This is a genomic window from Streptomyces krungchingensis (assembly GCF_054729265.1).
Window position 1 is genome coordinate 1,049,101 of the sequence record NZ_JBPUKY010000002.1, and the last position, 25,793, is coordinate 1,074,893.

Here is a 25,793-nt window from a genome sequence, read left to right on the forward strand (position 1 = left end):
GCACCTCACGTGCCGCCTGTTTCTGCGGCATTGAGAGACTCACGTGTTGCGACCGTTCTCGGATTTGCCGGACCGAGGGTGCGCGTCTGTAGGTCCACAAGAGCACGCAGCTCTGCGATTGCCTCATCTCGCCGGCCCTGACTGGCCAGGTTCTTGCCCAGTGCGAGGCGGGCGTCTCCTACGAGATGGTGTTCGGGCCCGAGCACTCGGCTCTCGGCGTCGACAACTGCCCGCAGTTCTGCCTCTGCCTCCCGGTGACGTCCCTGCGCGATCATCGCCCGTGCAAGTTCGTAGCGAGCGTCGAGTGCGTTGACGTGGTCTGCCCCCAGCACCCGGCGTTCTGTCTCCAGCACGCTGCGCAGCTCCTCCTCTGCTTCCCGTCCTCGGCCAAGTTCTGTCAGGACTGAAGCACGGTTGGAGCGAGCTTGCAGGGTGTATGGGTGCTGGGAGCCAAAGACACGCAGGCGGGTTGCGACCAGTTCCGTGTACAGGAGCTCTGCCTCTGTGAAGCGCCTCTGATAGGCAAGCTGCAGGCCGAGGTTGTTATAGGTCATCAGAGTGTAGGGATGCTCAGGACCAAGCAACCGGCTGCGCGTCTGTAGCAGGTCGCGGTAGCCCGCTTCGGCTTCTGCGTACCGTCCTCGCTCGCCGACGGCTCGCAGCAGCCAGTGACGTGTCGCCAGAGTCTCCGGATGCTCAGCCCCCAGCACTCTGAGCTGGTCGCGCAGCACATCGCGGCAGGCACTCTCCGCCTCGGCCAGGCGCCCCTGTTCTACGAGCAGGTGTGCCGTTTCATGACGTGTAGCCAGCGTGGCTGGGTGATCCGGACCCAAGGTGCTCAGTTGCGTCGTCAGGATGTCGTCCAGCTGTGGTTCCGCTTCGGCAAGGCGTCCCTGATACAGCGCGGCGAGGGCCTGCTGATATCGAAGACACAGGACCGCCTCGTGGTGCGAACCGAGAAACTCCGCCTGGCACAGGGCGTCACGTGTCAGCGCTTCTGGTGCAGACCACGCCCCGCTCCACCGCAAAGCTGAGCAACTACTGACAACGGCCCACGCGATGGCAGCAACGCCTCCGTCGTCCAGTGCAGCCGGGGGAAGACGCAGCAGGGAACGAACGTGGGGCAACAGCCGTAGCCAGACAGGCCAGTCCTCGGGGGCGTCCGAGCGCAGCCGGCCAGTGGCAACTCGCAGCGCACGGGCGGCAGCTGTTGTGACGTGAACGTCCAGGTGCTGGCGGCTGGCAGCCGCTACCAACGGGTGCACCGCGACGCTGACGACTTCGTCGAGGTCGGGTGTTGCCCCCAACTCGAGCAATCCCACGGACAGCAACGCTTCCAGGCCGTTCCGAACTGACATATCCGCCATGCCGAGACCGTCTCCGAGTACCTGTAGGTCCAGCAGAGGGGAAGCGATGTCCACGGACGAGGCAAAGCAAGACAGGGTCCTCAGAAGCGGTCGGGCATGGGCTCGGTCCTGCGCCGCCAAGGAATCGAGGGACAGTTCCCAGGTCTGCGTCACTCCCGAGCGGGGATCAGTTGCCTGCCCCATGAGGAGAGGGAATCGATCGTCAAGCGCTGCCATATATGAGGTGAATGTACGATCCAATGCAAAGGGTGACCCCAGATACCTTCCCGCTTGGTGAAGGCCCAGCGGTAAGCCGCCGAGACGTTCGGCAAGCGCCTGCGCCTCACCCAGACTTCCGGCGTGCGGAGCGAGATCCTGAAGGACACGGGCACCGACCGCACTGTCCAGGCAGGGCACTGGCACCAGAACACCATGGTGACCCCAGTCTTCCTGATTCCTGACCCGGCTCGTCACAACGATCAAGCCGGCCCGCGTAGCGCGGAGCCAGCCGCTGCCGTCCCGAGCAGAGGCATTACCGAACGTCAGGACGTCAGTGTCGTCGGCGTTGTCGAAGACGAGCAGCCAGCCCCGCTCCGTTTCCAGGCGTTCCCACAGAACATCAGCCGCGTTGCGAACTCCGGCTCGGGCCTCCTCCACATGCGCGGGCGACGCACCCAAGCTGAGAGCCAGCCCGAGGAGGGAGCCCAGCAGCGACCGCTCTTCCGTGGCAGAGACCCACCACACGCTGCGCCCTTGGCGTTCTGCGCGCTCTGCCAATGCGAGGGCCAGCGTTGTCTTTCCTGCGCCTCCCATGCCGGCCAGCACCTGGAAGTGGCCGTCCGGCGCGGTCAGTCGGCTCCCCAGCAACTCCAGCACGTCATGTCGACCGCGGATCTGACCTAGTCGTCCAGTTGGAGGGTGAAGAGCTTGTGCGACATGCGCCGTGTTCGAAGCTGATGGCGAGGAATCGTCGGGCGCTCTCAACGGTGGGTCGCGCCTCGCCGTGATTGCTGGGGGAGGTTCCGGCTCACCTGCCAGCGCAGGATCGCGTGACTGTCGGCCCTGGACGAGAGCCACCACAACACTCATCACACCTGCGAGGGTCCCAACCACGGTGAGTGCCGTCACCAGATCCACACAGTAACTGTAGAGGGACTAAGGCACCGCAGCGAGAATGGCGGATCTTGATCGGAAAACTACGCCTTATTGGCTGTTGTCCTTCCGATCTCGTGCGATGCACGACGAACACGGACCTCCCGGCTGGGTGATTTGTCGCGGCTATGGGCTTCCTGCCACCGTCTGCCCCGGCGGGCCCCGGCCCGACTCAGAGGCGGAGCCACGCCCGGGCCCGCCGTCTTGCCGATGACCCCGGCGGGCACGAACCCCACCCTGTGTGTGCTCGGGGAATCGGCCGCACAACTCGTCGCGCATGGACTGGAACCTGCGCTCCATGCTGGTCGGCGGCGCGACTGGGTCGATGTTTTCGCCGATATGTTTTCGGCGTCTCATCGGGCAGGTCGTTCGGGGATCCCCGGAAGAACCTTAGCGGCGATGTTGAGGAGAACGCTGTCGTTCGGGAGGGCTCCAGACGTGCTCCACACGGTGATGTCGCAGTAGCCGCCTCGGTCATGACGGTCCAGGGCCACGGACAGCGTCCTGGCCAGGGGGCCTTGTTCGACCGGCCCGCCGGATCCGCCACTCCCGAGATTGATCTCGAGCTTCATGGTGTGATCCGAGGAGAGGACCGCGGGCCGACCGAGAACCGTAAGCGTCTTGATGTCCTTCTCGTCCCCGAACTTCATCAGCTTCACGTACTGGTCGGTCGACAGGTCGTTGTAGGTGGCCGAGACGTTCACGGTGTATGTGTCGAACGTGATCTCGGCCTCCGGTTGGGCGACCTTCCCATCAGTCAGAGGAGCGGTGTTGTTGGTGCTGGAAACAGTGGTCGCGGCCTCTCCGGGCGTTCCAAGGAGCTTGGCCAGGTCTGGCCGGTTGAGCGCCTTGCACAGCTCTTCACCGGTTACAGGCCGGGGCGTGTCCTTGTAGGCCTTCGGAAGCTCCTCGTGGGCCTCGCCCGAACATGAGGCGGGCTGCGGGGCGTTGTCGTTGGACGGCATGAAGCGTGGGGCTACCCACAGCGTGGCCGCGAGTGCCCCGAACACGGCCACGGCCGCGACGGCCTGGCCCCATGCGTTGTGCTCCTTCTCCGAACGGTCCGGGCCGGGACGCGGCCCGGCTCCGGCCTGGGCCCCGACCTGGGCCTGGGCGGCAGCGGCGACTACCGCCCCGTCTTCGGAGGCTGTCGGACGTGGGTTCCGGCGTGCGCGCAGGGCCCGGATCACCGCGTGGACGCGTATTGCGGTGAACACGAGGAACACCACGCCGAGACCGGCCGCGACCCGGTCGTGATCGCGAACGGCGAGATACATGATGCGTACGCCGAGAACAGACCCGACCGCGATGAGCAGGGGCTCGCGGAGCCAGAACGGCAGGAGACGGAGGAGGAAACCGAGCACCCGGCGATCTCACCAGGACAAGATCGCATTCGCCGTGATGGAAGCCACAGTTCCGGGCACGAGCAGGGCCCGTTGATGCAAGAGACGCCATGGTGACGATCTCGAGGTCGGCTATTGGGCCGACAGTGGGTGCAAGGGATGAGCCACAGCTGCCCGATGTTCTGGACAACTCCACTGCCTTGGGCTCGCACACCTCGAGGTTGTCTGACGTGGCACGTTTCGCGAGCTTCTTGTAGCAGGTCAGGGCGGCGGCCATGGTCAGGCCTCGGCTCCGCCAGTCGTTGCGGACCACGTACGGGATCTTGAGACCACGAGCAGCCCATGGCAGGCTCATGCCGCATGATCGATGACTTCGCGAAAGACACCCTGCACGGGAGACTGCGGCGGGACCGCAAGGCGCTGCTCTGGAAACTCGACGGCTTGTCCGAATACGACGCCCGCCGACCTTTGACAGCAACCGGGACCAACATCCTCGGCCTGGTCAAACACGTGGCCAGCGTCGAGGCCAGGTACTTCGGCGAGGTCTTCGACCGCCCTTCCCCGGAACCGCTGTGCCGGTGGCAGGACTCCGACGGCAGCGATCTGTGGGCGAATGAGGACGAGACCCGCGATCAGATCATCGGGTTCTACCGGCGCACGTGGGAACACTCGGACGCGACGATCAACGAGCTTCCCCTCGACGCCCCCGGCCACGTGCCGTGGTGGCCGGAGCCTTATCCCAACACGAACCTGTTCGCCGTCATGGTCCATGTACTCGGCGAGTCCATCCGACATGCCGGGCACGCCGATATCCTGCGCGAGGGCCTCGACGGCCGGACCGGGGTGCGCGCCGAAAACGAGCAGCCGATCGACGAGGAAGCCCGTGCAGCCTACTGCGCGAAGATCGAGCGGGCGGCCGCCAGATCGGCCGCACCAATCAAGACCCACAGCAGCTGACGCCATGAGATGGATCGTCGCTGAAGGCCGTGTCCAGGCCGGTAGTTGAGCGTTCGGATCGGATTGGGGACGTCGCCGTGGATCGTGTCGGATGAACTGTGGGACCGCCTTGAGCCTCTGCTGCCGGAGCGCGAGCGACGCTTTCGGTACCCAGGGCGCAGGCCCCTGCCGGACCGTGCCGCGCCGTGCGGAATTCGCTACGTGCTGCACACCGGGATCCAGCGGGAGTACCTGCCGCAAGACCTCGGCTTCGGCTCAGGCATGACGTGCTGGCGGCGGCAGCGGGACTTCCGGCGTCATGAGTGACCGATCGTGACGTCTGGCAGGGGTGGGGCTGATGTCGGAGGCATCCGGTTGGATGAGCCCGTGACTGTCTATGACGTAGCCCGTCGGCTTCCCGCCATTGCTGACCTTCGGGACCTGTGCCGCTCGCTGGCGATGCTGGAAGCGATCCTGAGCCCGGACTGGGAAGGCCGGTACTACTCCTTCAACGCCGCTTGGGCCGAAGGCGAGGAGATGGCCTCGATGCGCAACGGGTCAGGAGACGAGTACTCCATCGTGTTCTGCGCGGCCGGGGTCTTTGTCCGTGGCTTCGGCCACGAATCGCCGATGACCCCGTACGGCCACGATGGCGAGCCCTGGCCGGGGGTGATCGACGACGTTCCCGATGTCTTCAAGTCTTTCACCGCGGAGCCGGCGTTCACCGACGAGGACGGCGTGCCCGTCGTGACGGCCTGCTTGTGGCGGGAGGCGACCGACGATCAGTGGCACCACGGGACGATCGACTTCCCCTCGAACCATTCCGACCCTGATGGGGCGACGGGTCTGTTCCAACTACTGGTCGACCGCTCACCCGAAGCGTTCCAGCGCTTCGCCGAGGACTATTACGAGGTCCCTGTAGATCTGGAAGCGGTGACTGACCTGTATGCCTTGCGGCCATTGGACCAGGACCTCGTGTCGTCGCTGAACGCAGAGGTCACCCTGGCGGAGCTGGCCCAAGACATCTCCGAAATCGGCTATCCGCAGGCCCACTGAGAGCCGATCCGTCTGCCCAATAGCGCGTTGTCGGATGGCGGCGCGGCGGGCGGCGGCCGCTGGGACCCCGACCTCGCCCAGGAGCGCGAAAAGCGGTCGGGGCGGATCGGCTGGCCCGCGCGGCGCCCGGGGAAGACCGGCAGCCGGGTCACCGGTTGGCGACGGCGACGTCGGTTGGTCCGGGCCGCATTCTTGCCGACGACCGCGATCCCGTCGTGCGGCGCCTGTCCCGCGATCAGCCCACATGACCAGCGGTCGGGAAACTACGAGCTCGAGCGCAGGCCCAGGGCGCTGTGCTGCACGATCCCGGCGGGAACGTCGGTGGTACCCGCCGCCCTTCGGGTCAACTCCACCAGTTTGGAGCGGAGTTCCTGCGCTGGCTCGGCGAGTACGATCGCACTGAGTACCAGTTCCAGCAGAGGGGGTCGTAGTCGTCGTCCTTGCCGCGATAGCGGTCCCGATCACGTTCCACCACGGCTTTGGCGACCTGCCGGCCACCGGCATCGATCGGAGTAAAGGTGGCTTCGACGAACCCATGGCCCGTCCAGCTCCGGTGCAAGAAGACCACGTCGCCCTCGGTGAAGACGTCCCACTTCTCGTCCATGTCCCGGGAACGGTAGCCCCGCTGAATGCGTTCCCATTGTGCGTCCGACCAGATCCGGGCCGGAAGGAGGGACAGCGGCCGGGGCGCAGAGATCCGCTGGAGACGGTCAGAAAATGAGGACCGGGTCACGCGTTCGTCGACAGGCATGCGGCGATCCTACGGCCGGGCCGGCATGACGCCATGACGTGCTCTGTTGCTGCGCCTGAGTACCGGACGGCGACCATCGGCCGATACGCAGAAGGCCAGTTCCTTGCTTCGGTCGCCTACGCGTTCCCAGAAGGCTTCAGCCTCGAGGAAGGGTGGGAGGACAAGAAGCGGCTCTATGCCGTCCTCCATCAGTTCGACTCTCAGGCGCGGCACATTCACTCGAACATTTGGTGCGCTGGAACATGGGCGGAGCAACAGCGGCATCCACACGGGAACGACTCTGCGTTGGTTTGGGCGAAGGCTGGGCTGGCACAGCTGCTCCACAGTCTTCCTCAGCTCAGGGATGGGGATATTGCGATCCGACCCTTCCAACTGACCGTTGACGGCGTGCTCTTCGGCTTGGTCTCTGAACGCCACGCAGAGGGCGCAGGAGAAGATGACTGGGCCGAGCTGTACCCCGACGGCCTTGAGTCTTCCGCTCCGTGTGACGGCCAGTACGACACGTGACGGCCAGGTCTCTCCAAGGCCAAGGGCATGGCCATGACGAGCTCGCGCTCCAGGGGACACAGCCGAGTGCGGAGGTCGACGAGGGTCGACGCCGGGCAGGCGGAGCGGCGCCGCAAGAGGCACCCGGATGTCGGCGAAGTGTATGTGACGGAGCAAGAATGGATGATCGGGAAGTAGGCCTCCAGCGCGGGGCCAGTCCCTGTCACTTGGCGTGGCAGGAAAGAACGTTGCCGGTCTAGGGAACTGGGGGCTCACTGTGTTCGAAGGCGTGGTCCGAGACCGTCTGCTGGCCGGGGGACCGCACCCAGGGAGCGAAGCGCTGATCGGGGCCTGCGTCTTCGCGCCAGTACCGCAGGACGGTTTCCTGGACGACGTCGAGCCGCTCTGCGGCGATGAGGCACGAGACCGGCTCCTGACCGCCGGCGTCGGCCTCGAAGGCGACCACTATGGGCGGCTTCCCGCCGAGCTGACGAGCGATTCTCAGGAGCTCGTCGGGCGATGGGGCCCGGAAGATGGGATCGTGAAAGCCGGACGGGCAGTTGACGAAGACTGGATCGCCGAAGACCAGTTCCAGGCCGTGGTGGTAGGCCAGGTCATGGCCGGCGGCAAGCCTGAGCTCTCCGCCGCCCCAGGCGACCACGTCCCAATCCCACCAGGACCCGTCCGGGAGCTGGATCGCAGCATGCGGTCCATCGACATCCACCGCGGCTCCATCCCGTTCGAACAGACTGACAGGCTACCCACGGGCCATGAGGGTGCGACGTGACCAATTAGCACCCCGAGATATCTGGAAAGCCCCATTCACTGGGCTCAGCATGCGGCAGTTCGGCAAGCTGATGACGCTGCTGCGGCGCGAGGGCGCGACGCGGCCCGAAGGGGCCGGCCGGAGAGCCTGCCGCTGAAGGACCGAGCACTCTGCTGGTCGCCGCGTACTGGCCGCGAATCTGACCATGCGCCAACTCGCCGCGCTGTTCGGAGTGTGCAACCGATGCTCGCGCTCCAGCTTCGCAAGCGGTGCGCCACTGCCCGTCGCAGGGCGCTGCTACGGCCCAGACGCCGCACAGCTGGTCCAAGGGGTTACCCGGGTCCACTGGTTGGTCCAGACTCCGAGGTATGGGGGAGAACAGCCCGTGGTCACTGGCGGATGCTTGGGACTGGACGGAGGAATGCGCGCGGACTGCTGACGCGTCGGCGCGAGGAACTGACTCCTGGGTGCCTCCCGTCGAAGAGGAGTTGGTGCTGGCCGCGCGGGCGAGCGCGCTGAGTCAGTGGTATCCGTTCACCAGTCACAACTTCCTCCGGTTCGTGGACGGCCCTGCGTTCTGGATGCCTGGCGGACAGGATGACGTGAGTGAGCTGGCGGGGTGTATCTCCTTCGACACGGGCGGGCCGGATGGCAGCCCTGTCTTCCGGGTCTGGAGTGGACTCCTGCTACGGAAGCCGGATCCTGTGCTCGTATTCACGACGTCGAACGCGGTGATCGCCGTAGAGGCGCTGGTGGGGCTCCTGTCGACCGACAGTGCGGAGAGTCAGCCGCGGTGGTAGCTCCTCACGTGGTCTGGGCAGGACAAGGCCTGCCGACGGAGCGGCTGCTTGCCGTCGTGGCTCCGCGCGTCCACACCGCAGGCCACCAGCCTGACCACCCGGCCACCCCCTCCGCAGACGGAAACCGTGAGGGCCCGAGCCGGGCAGGCGGCTCGGGCCCTCAAGACCGCGCAACTGCCGGGGGGTGCTGTGCGCGCTGCCCCGTCAACGACACCCGCACCGGCCAGACACGCCCTACCGTCCAACCGAGGCACTCCGGCGTGCCCCCTCACGCCATGCCGACGGCCACGCCCGCCGGCCGGTGACGATGGTCTTCAAGCCCGCCCAGTACTCCAGGTGCAGATCGTGATCTTGGTTGATCCGCAATTGCTTCAGGCTGGATGTTCGGGTTGCAGCAGTTCGCGGATGACGGCCCGCTCAACGACCTTGGGGCCTTCAGCGATCAGAATTTCGGTCCCGATGCGCTGGTGTGGTCCGGCGAGGTCGGGTACAAGGAAGCCGATGCTGGCGAGGCCTGAGCCGTCCGGCAGGATGTCGATTCGCTGCACCAGGACGCTGAGGGGATCTGTATGTGACTGTGCGCGGGTGCTGATGTTGGTCATACGAGATGCCAGCGAAACCGGGAGATATCTGACACCCGCTGAATTGCTCCCCAAAAGTTTCAGGCGCAGGCTGGAATGAGGAGGGGCGCAGGCGAAGAGCAGACGCCGGAAGAGGGGCACGTGGCCATGCCCTCGCTCAAGCATCTCGTGATGGAGACGGAGCGCATCGCGGACTCCAGGCCCTTGAAGGGCACGCATCGAGTGCGGCGGATCCTGAGACTTTGGTGGACTGCGTGGCGCAGCATCAACCCCGTCTTGTGGTGGACCCCCGTAGCCATCGTGGGGTTCATCGTGCTGACGGTGATGCGAGGGGGCGCCCCCTTCCGGGGGATGCCCTATGCCGTCTGGATCATCATTGGCCTCGTTGCAATTCTGCTGGTGGCTGCGCGGCGAGGCTCCCGGCCAGTCCGGATCCTGCCCTTCAAATGCCTGGCCGGCGGAGACAGCCCCGGTAAGGCGGACGGCCTCGCAGGGGGATTCACCGAGCTCTTGGGCGGCGAGATCGAACGGATCGCGGAACTGGTACGGCAGGAGCCGTTCATGACGTCCGCCGACGTGCTCAACCCGGCCGCGCAGCGGGGTGAGATGGTGCGGCGGTCGTCAGCCCGGGTGCCGTTCAAGTCGGGGGTGGCGACCAGCGGGCTGTCAGGCGACATCAAGCCGACCGAGGTCGGCACGGTCACCCTGGGGCCCCTGAAACTTCAGGTCGGAACCGTGCTCACATGGCTGGAGCGGGCCTTCAGTGGAACACTGGAGGGGGTGCTGGTGCAGGCAGACGGAGTATGGCTGGTCGTCGCCACCCAGTCCGGGATGCGTGGCCGTACGTGGTCAGCTGAGGTGGGCACCCACGATCAAACCGGCCAGGCCGAGGGTCTCCTGGCTCGGGAGTTGGCCCACCGCATCGAACTTGAACGGCCCGGGGCCTCGGAGTCGGGTGCCGATGTCGAAAGCTTCCAGCGGCTGGTCGATGGCCTGGACAGATACCGGCGCTTTCAGCAAGAAGGCATTCTGCAGTATCTCGATGAGGCCGAGGACCACTTCCGCGCGGCCCTTGCCCACAGTCCGGGATATTCCGCGGCGTACCACAACCTCGGTCTGGTCTACCGCGAGCAGCGGCGCGTCCGTCAGGACATCGGTCTACGGGTGTCGAGGGCAGTGGGGGACGGCCCGACCCTCATGTGGCAGAAGGCGCTCACCCTTGACCCGGCGATGGCTCCCGCGCGCATCCAATTGGCGAGGGCCTTCATCGAGCAGGCCGACCATCCTGCCGTCGATGTGAAACGGCGGTCCGACCTCCTGGAGCAGGCGGTCCAGCAGGCTCGCAGCGCACTCATGCAGCCTGCCCGCACGCATCCCATGGAGGGTGCGCTTGCCTCGTACTGGCTGGGCGTGGCGCTGCTGAAGCAAGGTGAGCACCAGCAGCAGTACACGGAACATGGCCCGTCCCCGATCGGCAAGGTGGGGGAGGCACTCGACTGCTTCTGCACCACAGAACAGGCGCTGGTCGACGAACGGGCCACACGGCTGGTCCGTGACGGGGACACGGTTGCGGTGCGGCCCCTCACCGCGCGGATCGCCCACGTCGTCAGCCTGGAGTCGGAGTGCTGGTCCCAACTGGCGCGATGTATGACCGACGCCCCGGTCCGGTCACGTCTCGTAGAAGCGGCGGACAGCCGCATCTGCCACGCGATCCGCTGGGCACCTGATGTCACGGAACTGCATGCACTCAGGGGCCGCATGCTTGAGGAGCACGGCGTTGAGGGCGGCGCACTGATCGCGTACCTGGAGGCCCTCCAACGAGACCCCCAGAACCATCACGTCACTGCCGAGGACATCGGCGCCTTCGCAGCCGGCACGGCGATCAACAGCGAGACCGTGGAACTGGCAACCGACCTGTTCACCCTGGCGGTGCACCGGGACCCCGACGACGCCGTGGCCTGGCTCCTGCTGGCTTTGGTCATACCCGACGAACGTGCCGCCCGGTCGCTCGCAGGCAAAGCCCTGGCGCTGGAACCGGGCAGGGAGGAAGCCCGCCGGATCATCGACGAGCAGTGGCCACCGACGGACGGCTGTGTCCCTGATACCCCCGGCTGGGAGAATCGCTTTACCCTGCGCTGGGCGCGAGCGTGGTCCGACGCCCGTGAGGCGCAGCAGACAGCCGACGAGACACGCTTGCGCAGGTCACTGGTCAGAATCGAGAAGTTGCGCCTCGAGCTCGGCGGGTCCCGGCCGGAAGTTTCCTTCGCTCACCGGGAGATTGGCCTGCTCCACGCATCGCTGGCGTCGATGATCCAGCGTTCCGACGAACAACGGCGCCAGTGGCAGGCGGCGGTCCGTCATCTCAAGAAGGCCGTCAGGCGAAGGCCGCTGTCGAAGCTGGAAAAGCCGCCGATGTGGTACGTGGAACTGGCCGACGCCTACGCTGCTCTCGCCGACTCCCAGCTCGATGCGGGGCACCGGCACGAGGCCTCGGACAACTACCAACGGGCTGTCCGACACTACGACGGGGCCATCAACAGATCACCAAAGACCGTCCGCCCTCGTTACCGCACCGGACGTCAGGGGCAGGAGCGGCTGGCGGAGCTGTCCGCAGAACAGCCGGACCTGTCTCCGCGTGCGCGTGCGATGGCAGGGCGGGCGGCGGTGTACGCATGTCAGGGCAGCATCGGCGATGCCGCACGTGACTGCCGCGACGCCCTGAAACTGGCCCCCCTGTACGCCTACCCACGATTCACACTTGCCCGTCTGTATCGCGACCAGCGGGCCCAGTACGACCTCGCCGAGCAGACGCTGGTCAGGCTGGTCGAGCTCCTGCCGGCCGGAGAGCAACGTGACAGAGCCCGGCTCGAACTGGCGGTCACCTACCGCAAGCAGGCGGGCACCTCGCAGAACGCTCAGCGCGAAAGGCTTCTTGAACACGCCCGGGAGGAGTTGTGCAAAGCCACACGGGAGGCTTCGCTGAGTACGGATCTGGACGCACGGATGCACGAGGAACTCGCCACCGTGCTGGATCTTTTGGGCCGTTCCGACGACGCCATCGTCGCCCTGCGCGCCATCAGCGGTACCACCGAACAGCCACACGCAGCACAGCACCACGAGCGCATCGCGCATCTCATGGCCCAATGTGAACAGCCCTCGGAGGTGGAACGGGAGCTGCTCGAGGCTCAGAAGGCCTGCTACGCCCGAATGGCCAGGTCGCGCGGCAAGGACGAGGAGAAGGAGCTGTGCGTCGTACAGGTCACACTCACAGCACGCCTTGCGATGTTCTACGCCGAGCAGGGCATCAAGCTCGATGAGGCACGCCTGATGGCGGACGGTGCTCTGCAGAGTGCTTCACACATCCTGGACCCTGGCGGGCTTGCAAAGTGCGAGGACGCCCGCGGGTGGGTCGCCTACCGCGAAGGCCGGCCCCGTGAGGCCGTCCGTTTCCTGGAGAGCGCCGTAGAGCATTCCGGCGGCAACGCTCAAGAATGGGCCCACCTCGCGTCCGCCCTCGAGGCACGGTCGATGTCCCGGCGCGGGCACCAGGACCTCGACCGAGCCAGGGACGTCTGGCAGCAGATCCTCGAGCGCTTCCCCCACAGCCCGGCCGCCGAGCAAGCCAGACATCACCTCGACCTGTTGCCCGAGCGCCTGCACCCGCCGCGTCCGCTGGCGTCACACGGCCTTTGACTGCTCCCCTCTCTGCAGGGTCGCAAGCGGCCGTGCAACACGTCGTCCTGTGCGACCCGTCGGTCGGCTACGCCACGGTGCCGAAGTCGCCTGCAAGTACGAATCAGGAACGGGAGCGGAAGGCTGCGCCGGCGACCGATCCGCAGTGGCGTACCGGGCGGGCCAGCCGTCGTGTTGCTGCCGATCTCCGGGGTGCGTGGCGTCAGAAGGTGGCTGTCATGCGGGCTGACGGCGGCGGCTGTCCCGAGGAGCCGGCTTTCCGGCTGCCGGCCCGTCTGGAACGCAAGGTCCGCGCATGCAGTGCCTCCAGCCGGTCTCCGGGGTCTGGGGTGTCGGCGCCTTCGACGGCGCCACGTCAACAACGAGCCGCGGGGGGTGGCGGCTACGCCCTGAGGTGATTCCGGCCAACGCCAGCGCTCTCTTTTGCCTACTACCGTACCTGCAAAGGCTCTCGAGCAAAGACAAACCCGCCTCCCGCGTGATCATCAACACGTGAAATGCGGGATTGTCCTGGTCAGGGAGATGGGAATCGATCACGGCGCCATCACTGTGAAGGGACAGAGCAAACGCCGTGACTACCGCAGTGCCTCCCCCCATACCCAAGGCAGCGGGATCCCTCCCGCTGCTCGGCCACGCGATACCGCTCATGCGCGACAACCTCGCTTTCATCGCTTCCCTGCGCAACTACGGGCCCCTCGTCGAAATCCGGCTCCAGCCGCAGCAGCCCACGGTCGTGATCAACGATCCGGCCCTCATCCGCACCATGCTGGTCGACGTCGCCCCCACACTCGACAAGGGCCGCTTCTTCGAGAAGATGGGCCAGCTCCTCGGCGACAGCGTCGTTACCGCTGCCGGCGCCGAACACGTCCGCAAGCGGCGCCAGTTGCAGCCCGCCTTCCGGCACACCGAGATCGCCCGCTACGTCGACCTCATGCGCGAACAAGTCACCACCACCATCGCGGGCTGGGCGCCCGGCCAGGTCCTCGACGTGCGGGAGGCCATGGTCAAGCTCTCCCTCGACATGCTCGCCGCAACCGTGTTCTCCTCCACCATCGAACCGCAGGCCTTCGACCAGCTGCGCCACGACCTGTCCGTGGTGATGAACGGGGTCGGCACCCGCATCATGCTGCCGGACTGGGCGGAGAAACTCCCGCTGCCCGCCAACCGGCGCTTCACCGCAGCACGGGACGCCGTACGCGCCACCATCAACAAGGCGGTCGACCAGCTGCGGGCCTCAGGCCGCGACACCGGCGACATGCTCTCCATGCTCCTCAAGGCCGAGGACGAGGCGACCGGGCAGCCGCTGACACCGCATCAGATCTGCTCCGAAATCCTCACGCTCGCCGTCGCCGGCACCGAGACCACCGCCTCCGTGCTGGCCTGGGTGCTGTACGAGCTCGCCCGCCATCCCGACATCGACGAACGCGTCCAGACCGAGCTCGACGAGGTCCTGGGCGAACGTCCGGTCACCTTTGACGACCTCACGCAGCTGCCCTACCTGGGTCGGGTCGTCACCGAGGCCACCCGCCTGCACCACACAGGCTGGCTGGTCACACGCCGCACCCTCCAGGAGACCCGCATCGGCCAGTGGGAGATCCCGGCCGGCACGGAGCTCGCCTACTGCCAGCACGCCCTGCACCGCGATCCGGCGCTCTTCCCGGACCCGCTGGCGTTCAACCCGGACCGCTGGCTGGACGGCGGCCAACCGGCCCTGCCTGACGGAGCGTTCCTGCCTTTCGGCGCAGGTAAGCACAAGTGCATCGGCGACCGGTTCGCCCAGGCCGAGATCACCACGGCGATCGCCACGCTCGTACGGGCGTGGCGGCTCGAACTGGCTCCCGGCCAGAAGATCCGACCCGTTGCCCGGGCCACGGTCCGGCCCAGCACCCTGCACATGACCGCCCGCCGCCGCGAAGACAACCGGCAGACGGCATCCGCCGGTTCACCCTGACGAGCCGGCCACACGCCCAGGAACGGGCACGAACGCCGTAGATCATTTCCGGCCTCGACGGGCTGAGGAGGACGGATGTCCGGTTCCGGGACCGGGAAGACAATCGTGTCCCCGCGCAGTTGAAGGATCCCCGTGTTCCCGTCGCGCTTTCCCCCCCACCGTCGCACGGTGCCCCGCCTTCGGCAGGATGGTGAGGAAGCCCTTCGCGAACCGGGCGCCCAAGTCGAAGAGGCACTCGTAGACCACATCGGGGGCAGGCGCCTTGGTGCCTGCGATCCTCCGGAGTGACGACGAAGTCCCCGCGCCGCGGGCGCGGGGACTTCGCGTGCGTCCGGCCTCTCACGCGGCTGCCGGTGAGCCATCCGTTGCGCCGGCAGGGGGGTGCGTCAGTTTCACGGCATCCAGTACCGCGGGGAGCGGTTCCAGAAGCAGCTCTGGGTGCGAACAACCCGAAGCCGTTCCCCGCGCATACGTAGACATCGCCCACGAGCGTCCCAGCGCACCGAGCTGGCAACGCTGGTACACCGGGGCGAGCGCCTCGCCCACGTCGAGCAGCACCTGGACGCGCTCGTGCGTGGCCTCATCAGCGCCCGCGTGCGTGACCTCGACACCGAAGCCGCGCAGGCCAAGGACGTCCGCGACGACGTCGCCCCCGGCGAGCTCGCGAGCTGCCGCCTCTTGATACCCCACCCCGGTATGATGGTATGAGTGATCGCGGGCGGTGAGGAAGGAAGGGGACAGGACGTGGGCAGCGGACATGCAGGCAGGCCGGGCATGGCCCGGCTGCTGGCCGTGTGCGCGGTGCTGTTCGGTCTGTTCCTCATGCACGGCTCCCCGGCGAGTGCCGCCGAGGGCTGCCACGACTCCATGCCCGCACCGGCACCGATGCCCGCCGGCCACGCTGCCTCTCCGATGACCACGGCTCACGCGCCCGGCACGCATCATCCAGGCCCGGCCCTCCAGGCCGCCGAGACCGCCGCGACGCCCGGTGCGCTGTGCGTGGCGACCTTGGCCCATGAGCGGATTCCCTTGTCGGCGCCCGGCCTTCTCACGGTTGCCGCCGTCGCGGTTGCGGCCCCGTGGGCGCCCGCGTGGCTCAGGGAACCGGGCGGGGGCGGTCTGCGTGGGCCTCCGGATGGAGGACGGGATCACCTGCTCAAGGCGTGCATCGCGCGGACGTGACAGGTACGCGCCGAGGCCCGGCCACCGGCCGGTACCGGCATCGTGCCCTGCCCGTCTCCGCGCGCCACCGGTGTGGTGCGCCCACCCCGAAAGATCCCCTTCGATGATCTCCTCTTCCCGCCCCGTCGCCCGCCGCCGCGCGTTCGCCGCCATCGGTGTCGCAGCGGCTCTGGCGCTGCCCCTCGCCGCCTGCGGCTCCTCCGGCGACACTTCGTCCATGCCGGGCATGGACCACGGCAGCAAGCCCTCCGCGGCGTCCTCGTCCAGCGCGTCGCCTTCGATGAGCGACATGCCTGGCATGGACCACATGGCGTCCGGCAACGGCCTGTCCGACAGCCAGGACGGCTACCGCCTCACCCCGAAGGACACCGCGCCGCTGTCCGGCAACCAGGCCGCGTATCGGTTCACGGTGACCGGCTCCGACGGCAAGCCGGTCACCGACTTCAGTGTCGACCAGACCAAGCGGATGCACTTCTACGCGATCCGCACGGACCTGACCGGTTTTCAGCATGTCCACCCGACCATGGCCGCCGACGGCACCTGGAGCGCGAACCTGTCCTCCCTCGCTCCGGGCTCCTGGCGCATGTTCGCGTCCTTCACCCCGAACACCGGCACGGGCAAGGGCAAGGACCTCGTGCTCTCGCGCACCGCCACGGTGCCCGGCGACTTCGCGAAGACCCCGCTGCCCGCACCGGCCACCGTCACGCAGGTCGACGGATACACCGTCACCGTCAAGGGCGAGCCCACGGCAGGCATGGCACACCCGATGACCGTCTCGGTCGCCAAGGAAGGAAAGCCCGTCACCGACCTCGAGCCCTACCTGGACACCTACGCCCACCTGACAGGCTTCCACGAGGGCGACGCAGCGTTCGCCCACCTCCACCCGACCACCAAGGTGACCGGCGGCCACGGCGGCCCGGCCCTGACCTTCCACGCCGAGCTGCCCACCTCCGGCAACTGGCGGCTGTTCCTGCAGTTCCAGACCGGCGGCAAGCTCCACACCGCCGCCCTGACCCTGCACGTCGGCTGAGCCCGGCGGGGCGCCGCCGACATGGCGGCGCCCCGCACCTCACGAGCTGCCCCTGGCGCACACCCGACACTGACGGCGGCACCGCCCGGGCCGAGCACCTGCGGGACCCGGCAGGCGACGGTGTCGCGCGGTTGCCGATCCGGTGACCTGCCGCCCCGCCCGCGACGGCGCCGGCTGCCGCCGCCAGGACGGCGGCTGCGGGGTGGACCTGGCCGTCGACCGTCAAGAGCGCGGCGGTGGTCATGGCGATGCCCCCGGGAGCAGGAAGGCACACGTACTGGAGCGCGATGGTCAGAGCGAGACTCACACAGACGAGAGTCGGGGGCAGGCTCCGCAGCCATTCATCCATCGAGATCTCCTGGAGTGTCCGGCGGCCGCGCACGCGCGGGGGAGGGGGTCACATGCCGGCGAGCCTGTTGATGTCGCGGCTGGTGAGAGTGCTGGGGTAGGGGATGCCGGGTCGGCTGAGGGCGATGGCCGCGCGGCCGACAGCCTCGGTCGACGTGGTCCAGTCGGGAAACATCCGGCGCAGCACCGGGTAGAGCGGGCCGGTCGCCGTGTAGAACGCCCGCGCTGCCGAGGAGCAGGGGCGGGCGCCGTGGAGGGGCCGGATGTAGCCCGGGCGCAGGATGTGTGTGCGCAGCGGGAGCGCCCGGAGCGCGTTCTCCGCCGATCCTTTGACCCGGGCCCACATCACGGGGCCGTTCTCACTGCTGTCGGCGCTGCGGCCGGAGACGTAGATGAAGGCGGGCCGATTGCCCAGTTCCACCAGAGTGCGCGCCGCACTGAGCGCGTAGTCGCGCGTCACGCGGGTGTAGTCCGCTTCGGTGACGCCCGTGGAAGAGGTGCCGATCGCGTAATGGCATGCGTCGATCGCCGCGAGTTCACTGCGCAGCGGAGTGAGATCGGTGAAGTCCTGATGAGTGAGTACGCGCACCTTGGGGTGGGTCAGGGCCGGCGTGCGGCGGGTGACGACGGTGACGGAGCGGACGGACACGTCGGTGATGCAGGCGTGGAGAATGCCGTGGCCGACCATGCCGGTGGCGCCGAGAAGGAGAACGTTCACTGGGTGCTTTTCCAAGTCCGTTGGTGAGGTTGACGCCGAGCAGTTGCGGTCCGAGACGTCCTTCACGGACTGCAAGTCGCAGATTTCGTATGTCGGTTCGCTGTGGAGTGCCGGGGACCGGATCGCCGTGTCCGGGGTGAGCCCTGCGGGGGCGCGGGCGGAGGCGATGGCTCGAACCATGGGCTCACCCCGACCGCCGGGGCCCGCGGCGCCGCTCACGCCTGCGCAGGGTCGCCCTCGGTGCGCACCGCCACGGTGCAACGGGCCGGGCCGGGCCCGCCCCGACGTACGAGGCCGGGGTCCGCGTTTCCGCCGGCCGGCCGGGGTCACACGGTGACAGCTCCGTGGGCGAGAAGGCTCTCGGCGCAGTCGAGGACAGTCTCGCGGGGTGAGCGGGGCTGCCAGCCGAGCAGGGTCCTCGCCTTTTCGGTGCTGTGCCGGTTGCGGCGGCCCAGAGCGGGAGTGATCTCTCGCAGCGTGGGGTCCCGGAATCGGGCGAGGAGACGAACGACGGTGTCGGGGATCTGCCGGGTCGACACGCGCCGGGCCACGTTCCCGAGGTCCTCACGCAGGATCTGGGTCATCTCCCGCATCCACATGAACTCGCCCGTGGCGAGGAACCGCTGCCCCGCTGCGGCCGGCGACTGCATCGCGCGCAGATGGACGTCGACGAGATCCCGCACGTCGACGACCTCCAGGCCGATACGGGGGACGCCGGGCATCTTCCCGGAGAGCATGCGGGCGATGATGCCGACGGAGCCGATGTTGTCCTTGGTGAGGATCGGCCCGAACACCGCGCCGGGCAGCACGGTGGTGAGTTCGGTGCCACTGGCCTGCTCCGCCATGAAGTCCCAGGCGGCGCGCTCGGCGAGGGTCTTGGAGCGGCGGTAGGAGATCAGTGTGGGGTCCTCGGGGTCGGTCCACAGCGTCTCGTCGGTGATGCCCTCGCTGGCATACGAGGACGGGCTCGCGGCGTTGGCCGCTGAGGTCATGACGACCCGCTTGACGCCGGCGGACGTCGCGGCACGAAGGACGCGCAGGGTGCCGTCGCGGGCCGCGCGGATCATGGTGTCCGGGTCCTTGCCGGAGTTGACGCCGAGCGGAGAAGCGACGTGCAGAACGCGGTCGACGCCCTTGAGGGCGCAATCCCAGCCGTCGTCGGAGGTGAGATCGGCGACCGCGAAGTCCAGCCTGCCCGCGGGGTCGACCTCACCGGACAGGGCATCGAGGACAGACTTCTCGCGGTCGACGGACCGCACGGTGGTCCGCACGTGGTAGCCGCGGTGGAGCAGTTCGGCGATGCACCAGCCGCCGATGTAGCCGGTGCCGCCAGTGACCAGGACAAGCTCGGACATGATGGCCCTCCAGGGTTGCGCGGGGTGTGGAAGAATGAAACGGAGTCCCCTCCGGAACTCTCCCAACGTAACGGAGGGGCCTCCGTTTAGCAATTGCGGACCCGTCCGCCGACCGGTCCCAGAGCCGCCGCAGGTCCCGTATCGACAAGAAGAAGAGGTCGCACACCCGTGGAACCCGCATCGCCCGCGAAGCCGACGCGGAAGGACGCACGCAGCAACCGGGAGCGCATCCTGACCGTCGCCCGCGAAGCACTCGCCGCGTCCAGAACGGCCTCACTGACCGGGATCGCCAAGCAGGCCGGCGTCGGCATCGGCACCCTGTACCGGCACTTCCCGACCCGCGAGGCGCTCATCCTGGAGCTGTACCGCAACGACCTGCAGCGGATCATCGACCGCGCGCCGGTCCTGCTCGACGCCCACCCTCCGGTCGACGCGCTGCGCCTCTGGTTCACGGAGATCGCGCACTACGGACGGCTGAAGTTCGAGTTCGCCGAGATCATCCACGCGGCAACGAACAATGGCCAGGACGACGAGAGCTACGCGCCATTCCTGCGCTCCCTCGCCCTGCTGCTCGAAGCCGGCGCCGCCGACGGTTCCCTGAAGGCGGGCCTGGACCCCGAGGATGTCCTGCTCCAGCTGAGCGTGCTCTGGCGCATCGACCCGGCTCGCGGCGGCGAAAAGCAGGCGACCCGGATTCTCGACCTGATCATCGACGGCCTGCGTCAGCCCGCGCCTTGATCGCTCAGAGGCGGGGGAGCGTCACCAGCCGCAATCCGGCAGGCCTGTCGTCCGCTTCCCCCGACAGGGCGGTCACGCGCGGTCTCTCAATGTGTCGCGCAGCCGCCGATCGCGGCGGGTTCGACCAGCGAGAGCGATCGGTCGGCTGCCGCACGACCGTCCGTCCCGCCCCGTCGGCCGGGAGCTGTCTGTGGATCCTGCGAAGACATTGCCGAACATGGGCAGGCCGCTGCTCGACTCGGTACGAGCTCCCGGGAGCGGTGCAGGAACGCCTGCCCGAGCAGCCGACCCCTCCGAACGAAGGCACCCCCGGTGCGAAATACTCGCCGGATGAGTTCACTCACTTCCCCGATCAGTCAGCCGATCACCATACGGAGGGCCGTCGCGCGGGATGCCAAAAGGCTCACACGGCTCGTGCGTGGCTCAGGCGCCTACAAGGGCAAGTACGCAGCCGCAGTCGCGGGCTACCGGGTCGGTCCCGATTACATCGAGGCCCACCGCGCCTACGTAGCCGTCGGCTCCGACGAGCATGGAGGCCGGGTCCTCGGGTTCTACTCGCTCGTCCTCGCTCCACCGGAGCTCGACCTGCTGTTCGTCGCCGACGAAGCGCAAGGACGAGGTATTGGACGACTGCTCGTCGCGCACATGCAATCCGAGGCCCGTGCCGCCGGGCTCGACCGTGTCATGGTCGTGTCGCACCTTCCCGCTGCGGACTTCTACCACCGCGTCGGTGCCGTACGGATCGGGACCGCCCTCGCGAACCCGCCCGCGGTCCCGTGGGACCGCCCCGAATTCGAGTTTCGCATTCCTTCGGACTGACGCGGTGTGCCGGTTCGCAGGGCACCGGCTTCCCCTGCATGGCGCACACCATGTGAGCCGTCGTCTCCGCCCCGGCGAGGGCATCGCCTGCGTCGGCGGCCTCTCCCTCACCCGAGGCCGACGATCTGGAAGCGGCGCGCGGCGCCACCGCCCGGGGAGTCCGTCGCGGGCGGGGCCGCGGCCGGAACGGGGACCGTGCCGCCGGGCCATGGCTCAGGCGTCGATGATGACCGGGATGATGAGGGGCTTGCGGCGATAGGTGCGGAACGCCCAGTTCGCCACGGCGCGGGCGATGAGTTGTTCGAGTTGGCGCGCGTCCCCGACGCCTTCCTCGGCTGCGGTGGCGAGGGTCTTCTCGATGACGGGGATGACCGGCTCGAAGGTGGCGTCGTCGTGGACGAAGCCCCGCGCCAGGAAGTCGGGGGCCTCGGCGAGGGCGCCGGTGTCCGCGTCGACGATCGCCACCACCGTGACCACGCCTTCGGCGGCGAGGGTGAGGCGGTCCTTGAGGGACGCTTCGGTGGCGCCGCCGACTTCCATGCCGTCCACGTAGACGTTGCCGGCCGCGACCTTGCCGGTGATGGACGCGCGTCCGTCGACCAGGTCGACGACGACGCCGTCCTCGGCGATGACGACCCGGTCGGGGTCGACACCGGTACGGATGGCGAGGTCGGCGTTGGCCCGCAGGTGGCGCCATTCGCCGTGCACGGGCATGACGTTGACGGGTTTGACGATGTTGTAGCAGTAGACGAGTTCGCCGGCGCTGGCATGCCCGGAGACGTGCACCTTGGAGTTCCCCTTGTGGACCACGTGCGCGCCCCACCGGGTGAGTCCGTTGATCACCCGGTAGATGGCGTTCTCGTTGCCAGGGATGAGGGAGCTGGCGAGTAGGACGGTGTCGCCCTTGCCGATACGGATCACGTGGTCGCGGTTGGCCATCCGTGACAGCGCGGCCATCGGTTCGCCCTGCGAGCCGGTGCACACCAGCGTGATCTTGTGGTCCGGGAGCTTCTCCAGCTCCTTCGTGCTCACGACCAGACCGGAGGGGACCTTCAGATAGCCCAGGTCACGGGCGATGCCCATGTTGCGGACCATCGACCGGCCGACGAAGGCGACCTTGCGGCCGTGCTGGTGGGCGGCGTCCAGGACCTGCTGAATGCGGTGCACATGGCTGGCGAAGCTGGAGACGATGACCCGGCGCGGCGCGGTGCGCATCACCTGCTCGATCGCCGGGTTCAGCTCTCGCTCGGAGGTGGTGAAGCCGGGTACTTCGGCGTTCGTGGAGTCGGTGAGGAACAGGTCCACGCCCTCCTCGCCGAGGCGGGCGAAGGCGCGCAGATCGGTGATGCGGTCGTCGAGAGGGAACTGGTCCATCTTGAAGTCGCCGGTGTGCAGCACCATCCCGGCCCGGGTGCGGATCGCGACGGCGAGGCTGTCGGGGATGGAGTGGTTGACCGCCACGAACTCGCAGTCGAAGGGCCCGAAGCCACGCCGGTCACCCTCCCGCACCCGCACCGTGCGCGGCCGGATGCCGTGTTCCTTGAGCTTGGCCTCCAGGAACGCCAGCGTCAGCTTGGAGCCGACGACGGGAATGTCGGACCGCTCCCGCAGCAGGTACGGCACGCCGCCGATGTGGTCCTCGTGGCCGTGGGTGAGTACCACGGCCACGATGTCGTCCAGCCGGTCCCGGATCGAGGTGAAGTCCGGCAGGATCACGTCCACGCCGGGCTGGGTCTCCTCGGGGAACAGTACGCCGCAGTCGACGATGAGCAGCTTGCCCGCGTGCTCGAAGACGGTCATGTTGCGGCCGATCTCACCGAGGCCGCCCAGGGCGATGACCCGCAGCCCCCCTTCGGGAAGGGGCGGTGCGGCCTTCAGCTCGGGGTGCGGATGACTCATACCCTGACGGTACCCGGAGAGCGGGACAGAGTGATCCACTGCCTGTGTGATCCAACGAGCGCTCGATGCGACCCGACGCCGGAGACGTACTGGCGCTCAGGCCGGCAACCGTCTCCGCTGCCCGCTGCCCCGGCCCCCGGAAAGGAGCGCATCCGCAGCCACAGCGACCGCCGCAGGTGCCGGGGTGGCTTCGCGGGTCGCGCGGGCGCTGAGCACCCCGCCCGCGATCACACAGAAGGAACAGGGCGAACCGACGGCCCGGGCATGCGCCCACGGCGCCGAAGTATCGAGGCCGAACCTGCCTTGACGGTTCCTCGGGCGTAATCGGGCGGTGGCTGCCGGGTATGGCAGGCGTGCCGTTCGCTGCGCGGCGTCCGTGCGGTTCGCAGTCGTCAAGGAGTGGCTGTGGCCTGCGCTTTCCATGGGGAGTCGCGTGGGGGTGGAGAGCTGGTGTTTGTCACTGTTGGATGTGGGTGTGCCGAAGAGCGATGACGATGCGAGGACCAGTGTTCGGCTGACTGTCTGGGGCTGTGTTGCCGGGCTGGCCGTGGCCTTGGTCATTCCGGTGACCGTGCTGGTGACGGTCCTGCTGTTCGGCATGCCGGTCCCGTAGAGCAGTCGGTTGCCCGGCGGCCCACCTTGTCGTTGTGCCGGTGGAGTGGCCGGTCGACAGCCGTCGCCTCGATAAGTGGCCCTTTATCGCCTGCGTCCACTGTGGCCTGCTGCGCGCCGGCTTCGATGTGCCGCTCTGCCTCTTCGGCGCTGCGGTGCCGCTGGTGCTTACGGCTCTCATCGGCGCGGGCCGGTGGCGTCATGACGCCTGCCTGCTGCGGGAGGCCGGCCGTGGTCGGCGGCGCCGCGGTGTGGTTTGTGGGCGGGGGCGGCGGAATGACCGCTGCCGGGGCGGCTCCCGCTGTGGAGGCGGCGGTGCATGCCCTTGGGGGGTGCGTGATACGCGACGGGGGTTTGTCGGGTGTTCGGCCTCGCGGGGTCAGCTCATACGAGGGCGGTCAGGCGTGCGCTGGGAGGGCGGGGGCCGGGCTGCGGCGGTGGCGACCGCTTGCGGGTGCGTCCAGGGCGGAGGGGCGTTCGGCGGCTGGCTGCCCACGATGCCGGCCGGCACTGAGGTCCGTCACCGGACGACGGCGGCGAAGGGTCCTGAGGGCGCGGATCTGCTGCTTCATCAAGGTTCCTGTTCGGGTGTTCTTCGGAGCGGGTCCTGCTCAGATGCCGTAGGGGTTTTCGAGGACGCGGACGGTCCAGAGCTGGTCGAAGTGCCAGCGGTCGAAGGCGTAGGCGCGTTCGTCGGCCTGGGCGACGGCGACCCACTGTCCGTGGTGGCGGTGGTAGACGCGGTGGCCGTCGTAGCGGAGCTGGTGGCCGTTGTCGTCGGAGCGCCAGTAGGAGTAGCCCGAAGCGTCCCGCTCGCCGTGCCATTGACGCTGTCCGTCGGACAGGAACCATCCCTGGCCGATGCGGGAGAGGCCGGTGTGCTGGGTCACGTTGACCACGGTGGTGGCGGGGTGAGCGCTGTGCTGGGCGGCGGGCTGGGCGGGTGTCGTGGCGGGGACGGTGACGACGGCGGTGGTGGGGTGAGCGTGGTGCTGGGCGGCGGGCAGGGTGGCTGCCGAGGCGGTGCCGGTGACGGCGAGGAGGGCGCTGCCGGTCATGGTGACGGTGGCGGCGGCGAGGGCGACGCGGGTCGTCAGCTTGTTCATGGTTCTGTCTCCTTGCTTCGCCCGGTGTGTGGTGCGGGCGGTGAACGATCGACGTGTTGGGCCGTTGGGCTCGTGGCCGGTACGGCCGAGCGACGTCATGCGTTGACGCTATCAGATCGTTGATGGGCATCAATGAATGAGCGGGTGTGACTGTCGACTCACCGAAACGAAGCCGCCCGGGGTACCGCGGATCCGGGAGACTGTCGGCTCGCCGAACGAAGCTGCGGTGGGTGCGGTGGGTGCGGTGGGTGCCGGGGATGTCGCGGATCCGCGGCAACTGTCGGCTCACCGAAGCGAAGCTGTCGTGGGGTGCCGTGGATGTGTGGCAGGGGGTGGCATGGCGAAGGGGCCACGGGTATGCCCGTGGCCCCTGGCTGCCTGGTGGTGGCGGGTCGGTCAGGTGCAGAAGGAGTCGCTCCCCGGCGTCCTGACACTCTTGGAGGTCCTGACCCGGGCGAGGAGGCTGCGCAGGGTGGAGAGCTCGTCGGGGGTGAAGTCGGCGAAGAGTTCGTTCTCCACGGCGGTGATGGCGTCCTGGGCCCTGGCCAGGGCACGGCTGCCCTCGTCGGTGAGCGCCACGATGTGACGGCGCCGGTCGGCGGGATCGCGCCGGCGCTCGACGAGGTGCGTGTTCTCGAGGTCGTTGAGGATCCCGCACAGGATGCTGGGGTCCACCTCCAGGACCTCGGCCATGCCCTTCTGGCTCATGTGGCCCGACTCGCCCAGCAGGACCAGCGTCGCGCCCTGGCGCGGTGTCAGTCCGCACAGCTTGAAGGCGTGCTCCGTGCGGGCGTAGGCGATGGCGCCGTGCCGGGCGAGCAGAAAGCCGAGCCGCTCGAGGGGTTCGGCCTCGACGGTGCCGGTCAGGTCCGCAGTCATTGTCACCCCACTTACCTTGCTTCTCAGCAAACTATTACCCCAACAAAATCATCTATCGACATAGATGGTATCAGGGACTCAATGGTGTAGGTCGGTCCCTGGCGGGGGCGCGCTTCGCCGGGGCCGGGGCCGGGGCCAGGGCCGGGTGGCCCTCCGCGGCCTTCCGCGGTCTGTTCGGATGTGCGCGGCGATATCGGCCGTCGCTACTCGGGGTAACGCGTTGCGGCGCAACGGGTGGCTCGTGCC

General features: G+C 68.0%; 21 protein-coding genes and 2 pseudogenes. 12 read left to right on the forward strand and 11 right to left on the reverse strand.

Going from position 1 to position 25,793, the window contains the following annotated elements:
• Positions 1-5: 5 nt before the first annotated feature.
• Entirely contained in the window at positions 6-2,222 is a 2,217-nt protein-coding gene (locus tag ACSYGO_RS45410; protein WP_460390343.1) for a tetratricopeptide repeat protein, read from the reverse strand.
• A gap of 629 nt (positions 2,223-2,851) precedes the next feature.
• A complete protein-coding gene (locus ACSYGO_RS45415) occupies positions 2,852-3,862 on the reverse strand; it encodes a DUF6215 domain-containing protein (protein WP_460390344.1) in 1,011 nt (336 codons plus the stop codon).
• Between the two features lie 339 nt (positions 3,863-4,201).
• Here ACSYGO_RS45415 and ACSYGO_RS45420 point away from each other — a divergent pair, with 339 nt between their 5' ends.
• The 3 genes and pseudogenes from ACSYGO_RS45420 to ACSYGO_RS45430 all read left to right on the forward strand — a co-directional run bounded on the left by ACSYGO_RS45420 (position 4,202) and on the right by ACSYGO_RS45430 (position 5,833).
• A complete protein-coding gene (locus ACSYGO_RS45420) occupies positions 4,202-4,798 on the forward strand; it encodes a DinB family protein (RefSeq protein WP_460390345.1) in 597 nt (198 codons plus the stop codon).
• A gap of 63 nt (positions 4,799-4,861) precedes the next feature.
• Positions 4,862-5,092, forward strand: a pseudogene (locus ACSYGO_RS45425) (transposase); the annotation flags it as partial.
• A 72-nt stretch (positions 5,093-5,164) separates the two neighbouring features.
• Complete coding sequence (locus tag ACSYGO_RS45430; RefSeq protein WP_426678925.1) at positions 5,165-5,833, forward strand: hypothetical protein; 669 nt, start codon at positions 5,165-5,167, stop codon at positions 5,831-5,833.
• A 343-nt stretch (positions 5,834-6,176) separates the two neighbouring features.
• Here ACSYGO_RS45430 and ACSYGO_RS45435 read toward each other — a convergent pair whose 3' ends face one another.
• Positions 6,177-6,584 carry a hypothetical protein gene (locus ACSYGO_RS45435; protein ID WP_460390346.1) on the reverse strand — a complete coding sequence of 136 codons (408 nt, stop codon included), beginning with the start codon at positions 6,582-6,584 and terminating at the stop codon, positions 6,177-6,179.
• Positions 6,585-6,617: 33 nt separating this feature from the next.
• Here ACSYGO_RS45435 and ACSYGO_RS45440 point away from each other — a divergent pair, with 33 nt between their 5' ends.
• Positions 6,618-7,091: a hypothetical protein gene (locus ACSYGO_RS45440; RefSeq protein WP_460390347.1), complete on the forward strand. Its 474-nt coding sequence runs from the start codon at positions 6,618-6,620 to the stop codon at positions 7,089-7,091.
• 235 nt (positions 7,092-7,326) lie between these two features.
• On the opposite strand, the gene ACSYGO_RS45445 is transcribed toward ACSYGO_RS45440, so the two are convergent.
• Positions 7,327-7,794, reverse strand: a complete 468-nt coding sequence (locus ACSYGO_RS45445; protein ID WP_460390348.1) for a hypothetical protein — start codon at positions 7,792-7,794, stop codon at positions 7,327-7,329.
• A gap of 46 nt (positions 7,795-7,840) precedes the next feature.
• Here ACSYGO_RS45445 and ACSYGO_RS45450 point away from each other — a divergent pair.
• Positions 7,841-8,071: pseudogene (locus tag ACSYGO_RS45450) on the forward strand (transposase family protein); the annotation flags it as partial.
• Positions 8,072-8,204: 133 nt separating this feature from the next.
• Positions 8,205-8,636 carry a hypothetical protein gene (locus ACSYGO_RS45455; RefSeq protein WP_460390445.1) on the forward strand — a complete coding sequence of 144 codons (432 nt, stop codon included), beginning with the start codon at positions 8,205-8,207 and terminating at the stop codon, positions 8,634-8,636.
• Between the two features lie 371 nt (positions 8,637-9,007).
• On the opposite strand, the gene ACSYGO_RS45460 is transcribed toward ACSYGO_RS45455, so the two are convergent.
• Complete coding sequence (locus tag ACSYGO_RS45460; protein WP_460390349.1) at positions 9,008-9,238, reverse strand: hypothetical protein; 231 nt, start codon at positions 9,236-9,238, stop codon at positions 9,008-9,010.
• Positions 9,239-9,364: 126 nt separating this feature from the next.
• Between ACSYGO_RS45460 and ACSYGO_RS45465 the strand changes: the two genes are divergently transcribed.
• Positions 9,365-12,910, forward strand: coding sequence for a tetratricopeptide repeat protein (locus ACSYGO_RS45465; RefSeq protein ID WP_460390350.1), 3,546 nt, complete (start codon positions 9,365-9,367; stop codon positions 12,908-12,910).
• Positions 12,911-13,493: 583 nt separating this feature from the next.
• A complete protein-coding gene (locus tag ACSYGO_RS45470; RefSeq protein WP_460390437.1) occupies positions 13,494-14,861 on the forward strand; it encodes a cytochrome P450 in 1,368 nt (455 codons plus the stop codon).
• A gap of 339 nt (positions 14,862-15,200) precedes the next feature.
• Here ACSYGO_RS45470 and ACSYGO_RS45475 read toward each other — a convergent pair whose 3' ends face one another.
• On the reverse strand, positions 15,201-15,689 hold the full coding sequence (locus ACSYGO_RS45475; protein WP_460390351.1) for a hypothetical protein: 489 nt from the start codon (positions 15,687-15,689) through the stop codon (positions 15,201-15,203).
• A 457-nt stretch (positions 15,690-16,146) separates the two neighbouring features.
• Between ACSYGO_RS45475 and ACSYGO_RS45480 the strand changes: the two genes are divergently transcribed.
• Positions 16,147-17,073: a hypothetical protein gene (locus ACSYGO_RS45480; RefSeq protein ID WP_460390352.1), complete on the forward strand. Its 927-nt coding sequence runs from the start codon at positions 16,147-16,149 to the stop codon at positions 17,071-17,073.
• Between the two features lie 397 nt (positions 17,074-17,470).
• Here ACSYGO_RS45480 and ACSYGO_RS45485 read toward each other — a convergent pair whose 3' ends face one another.
• Together ACSYGO_RS45485 and ACSYGO_RS45490 are read right to left on the reverse strand one after the other, a co-directional pair.
• Complete coding sequence (locus ACSYGO_RS45485; RefSeq protein WP_460390353.1) at positions 17,471-18,139, reverse strand: Rossmann-fold NAD(P)-binding domain-containing protein; 669 nt, start codon at positions 18,137-18,139, stop codon at positions 17,471-17,473.
• 326 nt (positions 18,140-18,465) lie between these two features.
• Positions 18,466-19,494 carry an NAD-dependent epimerase/dehydratase family protein gene (locus ACSYGO_RS45490; RefSeq protein WP_460390354.1) on the reverse strand — a complete coding sequence of 343 codons (1,029 nt, stop codon included), beginning with the start codon at positions 19,492-19,494 and terminating at the stop codon, positions 18,466-18,468.
• Positions 19,495-19,662: 168 nt separating this feature from the next.
• Here ACSYGO_RS45490 and ACSYGO_RS45495 point away from each other — a divergent pair, with 168 nt between their 5' ends.
• A complete protein-coding gene (locus tag ACSYGO_RS45495; protein WP_460390355.1) occupies positions 19,663-20,232 on the forward strand; it encodes a TetR/AcrR family transcriptional regulator in 570 nt (189 codons plus the stop codon).
• A 330-nt stretch (positions 20,233-20,562) separates the two neighbouring features.
• The gene (locus ACSYGO_RS45500) at positions 20,563-21,051 is read left to right on the forward strand and encodes a GNAT family N-acetyltransferase (protein WP_426678914.1); all 489 of its coding nucleotides are present in this window, start codon (positions 20,563-20,565) and stop codon (positions 21,049-21,051) included.
• A 213-nt stretch (positions 21,052-21,264) separates the two neighbouring features.
• On the opposite strand, the gene ACSYGO_RS45505 is transcribed toward ACSYGO_RS45500, so the two are convergent.
• Positions 21,265-22,950, reverse strand: coding sequence for a ribonuclease J (locus tag ACSYGO_RS45505; protein ID WP_432175635.1), 1,686 nt, complete (start codon positions 22,948-22,950; stop codon positions 21,265-21,267).
• Between the two features lie 433 nt (positions 22,951-23,383).
• Here ACSYGO_RS45505 and ACSYGO_RS45510 point away from each other — a divergent pair, with 433 nt between their 5' ends.
• Complete coding sequence (locus ACSYGO_RS45510; protein WP_460390356.1) at positions 23,384-23,563, forward strand: hypothetical protein; 180 nt, start codon at positions 23,384-23,386, stop codon at positions 23,561-23,563.
• Between the two features lie 610 nt (positions 23,564-24,173).
• Here ACSYGO_RS45510 and ACSYGO_RS45515 read toward each other — a convergent pair.
• Both ACSYGO_RS45515 and ACSYGO_RS45520 read right to left on the reverse strand, forming a co-directional pair.
• Positions 24,174-24,668 carry a hypothetical protein gene (locus ACSYGO_RS45515; RefSeq protein ID WP_460390357.1) on the reverse strand — a complete coding sequence of 165 codons (495 nt, stop codon included), beginning with the start codon at positions 24,666-24,668 and terminating at the stop codon, positions 24,174-24,176.
• A gap of 396 nt (positions 24,669-25,064) precedes the next feature.
• Entirely contained in the window at positions 25,065-25,547 is a 483-nt protein-coding gene (locus ACSYGO_RS45520; RefSeq protein WP_460390439.1) for a MarR family winged helix-turn-helix transcriptional regulator, read from the reverse strand.
• Between the last annotated feature and the right edge of the window lie 246 nt (positions 25,548-25,793).

Bases quoted from the DNA above. Each gene is read 5' to 3' on its own strand.
- ACSYGO_RS45480 (WP_460390352.1), top strand. From the start codon at position 16,147: ATGATCTCCTCTTCCCGCCCCGTCGCCCGCCGCCGCGCGTTCGCCGCC.
- ACSYGO_RS45515 (WP_460390357.1), bottom strand. From the start codon at position 24,668: ATGAACAAGCTGACGACCCGCGTCGCCCTCGCCGCCGCCACCGTCACC.
- ACSYGO_RS45520 (WP_460390439.1), bottom strand. From the start codon at position 25,547: ATGACTGCGGACCTGACCGGCACCGTCGAGGCCGAACCCCTCGAGCGG.
- ACSYGO_RS45455 (WP_460390445.1), top strand. From the start codon at position 8,205: ATGGGGGAGAACAGCCCGTGGTCACTGGCGGATGCTTGGGACTGGACG.
- ACSYGO_RS45505 (WP_432175635.1), bottom strand. From the start codon at position 22,950: ATGAGTCATCCGCACCCCGAGCTGAAGGCCGCACCGCCCCTTCCCGAA.
- ACSYGO_RS45460 (WP_460390349.1), bottom strand. From the start codon at position 9,238: ATGACCAACATCAGCACCCGCGCACAGTCACATACAGATCCCCTCAGC.
- ACSYGO_RS45440 (WP_460390347.1), top strand. From the start codon at position 6,618: ATGACGTGCTCTGTTGCTGCGCCTGAGTACCGGACGGCGACCATCGGC.
- ACSYGO_RS45500 (WP_426678914.1), top strand. From the start codon at position 20,563: ATGAGTTCACTCACTTCCCCGATCAGTCAGCCGATCACCATACGGAGG.
- ACSYGO_RS45465 (WP_460390350.1), top strand. From the start codon at position 9,365: ATGCCCTCGCTCAAGCATCTCGTGATGGAGACGGAGCGCATCGCGGAC.
- ACSYGO_RS45435 (WP_460390346.1), bottom strand. From the start codon at position 6,584: ATGCCTGTCGACGAACGCGTGACCCGGTCCTCATTTTCTGACCGTCTC.
- ACSYGO_RS45490 (WP_460390354.1), bottom strand. From the start codon at position 19,494: ATGTCCGAGCTTGTCCTGGTCACTGGCGGCACCGGCTACATCGGCGGC.
- ACSYGO_RS45420 (WP_460390345.1), top strand. From the start codon at position 4,202: ATGATCGATGACTTCGCGAAAGACACCCTGCACGGGAGACTGCGGCGG.